At 62.5% G+C, this 1874-nt stretch carries 2 protein-coding genes and 1 pseudogene; 2 read left to right on the plus strand and 1 reads right to left on the minus strand.

The genetic code is table 11. The features are described 5' to 3' along the window. Positions 1–183: pseudogene (locus EOA28_RS40680) on the minus strand (invasion associated locus B family protein); the annotation flags it as partial. Between the two features lie 327 nt (positions 184–510). Between EOA28_RS40680 and coxB the strand changes: the two are divergent. Continuing rightward, complete coding sequence (gene coxB, locus EOA28_RS34435; RefSeq protein WP_126078559.1) at positions 511–1395, plus strand: cytochrome c oxidase subunit II; 885 nt, start codon at positions 511–513, stop codon at positions 1393–1395. 38 nt (positions 1396–1433) lie between these two features. Further along, a partial coding sequence (locus EOA28_RS34440) for a cbb3-type cytochrome c oxidase subunit I (protein ID WP_189342361.1) occupies positions 1434–1874 on the plus strand: 441 nt, incomplete at its 3' end.

Consider the following 1874-nt stretch of genomic DNA (forward strand, 5'->3'; position numbering starts at 1 on the left):
CGCGGAGGTCGATCCCGCCGGCGTGTCGCAGATGATCGACCATGCGCCATGCGTCGACTTCACCGTGCCGCTGGGCGGCGTGGCGTTGTTCGGCGAGGCGGCGGCGCCAACGGCTATGCCGACGCCGAGCAAGGCGACGGCAAGAACGACCTTCGCCAAGGTTCTCGAAAGCCAGGAAGTCATGACGGCTCCATTGCGAATCACGGCACTTTAAGCTGCGCCCGGGCCAAGTAAAGGACGAGACCGTCGCCGGTGCGCCCCGATACCGGCAATTGCGTGCTTTTCCAAAGCAAATTCGCCCGAATTGGGGCCGCCCGGCATATAGCATGGCGAGCGCTGAACACGGCCTTCGGGCTGCGCGCAAAAATGCCGCACGGTTTCCTCCGCTCCTTTCTTGCGGAGGGAAAAAGAGTATGGTTTGAACCACCCAGGGACAGACCGGGATTCCCAATCCCGGCATCGTCCGCTATTGGTGCGACAAGATCGCGGGAAGTGGGAGACGAGAGGGCGATGAGGAAATTCCTGGCAAGCGCTAAATTCTTGGCAGGTACGGCAGCTTCGGCCGTGCTCTTCTCCGGTGCCGCGGCCCGTGCCGACCAGCCGCGGGAATGGGAGGTGAGCTTCCAGGCTCCGGCCACCGACATGATGCGGCAGATCGAGCGGTTCGGGAACTACACGATGTGGTTCATCGTCCCGATCACCGTTCTCGTGCTGGTGCTTCTGCTGGTCTGCATCGTCAAGTTCCGCGCCAGCGCCAATCCGGTGCCGTCAAAAACCAGCCACAACACGCTGATCGAGGTGATCTGGACCGTCGGGCCAGTGATCGTGCTCTTGCTCATCGCCATTCCCTCCTTCCAGCTGCTCACCGCGCAATATACGCCGCCGGAAGAAGCCAAGCTCACCGTCAAGGCGACCGGCAACCAGTGGAACTGGGATTACGAGTACCAGGTCGACAAGACCTTCTCCTTCAACTCGGCGGTTCTGCAGGATGGCGACCGCGCCAAGGCCGGCAAGGAGGATCGCGCCCTCTATCCGCGCCTGCTCGCGGTCGACAACGAGCTGGTTGTCCCGGTCAACACCACGACCCGCGTGCTGATCACCGCGACCGACGTCATCCACTCCTTCGCCGTGCCGTCTTTCGGCATCAAGATGGACGCCGTTCCCGGCCGCACCAACGAGACCTGGTTCAAGGCGGAGAAGGAGGGCCTCTACTACGGCCAGTGCTCGCAGCTCTGCGGCAAGGACCACGCTTTCATGCCGATCGCGGTCCGCGTCGTTTCCGATGCGCAGTTCAAGACCTGGCTGGAAACGGCCAAGACCGATGTGCCCGCCGCCAACAAGGCGCTGATGGCCGAGATCGATGGTACCAACAAGGTAGCGGCCGCCGGCAACTGATGCCGCGGGTTAGCAAGATTTAGGGAACGGAGCGGAACATGGCAGAGGCTGCAGCTCACGATAACGACGACCACAGGCCGCATGGCTGGGTCCGCTGGGTCTACTCGACCAACCACAAGGACATCGGCACGCTCTACCTGATCTTCGCGATCATGGCCGGCATCATCGGCGGCGCGCTCTCGGTCGCCATCCGCATGGAGCTGCAGGAACCGGGCATCCAGATATTCAGCGGTCTGGCGCAGATGGTCTACGGCATGCAAGGCGACGCCGCCATCGACGGCGGCAAGAGCATGTACAATGCCTTTGGCGCCGCGCACGGCCTGATTATGATCTTCTTCATGGTTATGCCCGCGCTCATCGGCGGCTTCGCCAACTGGATGGTGCCGATCATGATCGGGGCGCCGGACATGGCCTTCCCGCGCATGAACAACATCTCCTTCTGGCTGCTGCCTCCGGCCTTCATCCTGCTGCTCTCCTCG

The sequence above is a fragment of the Mesorhizobium sp. M2A.F.Ca.ET.067.02.1.1 genome (genome assembly GCF_004023285.1).
Taxonomy (GTDB): domain Bacteria; phylum Pseudomonadota; class Alphaproteobacteria; order Rhizobiales; family Rhizobiaceae; genus Mesorhizobium.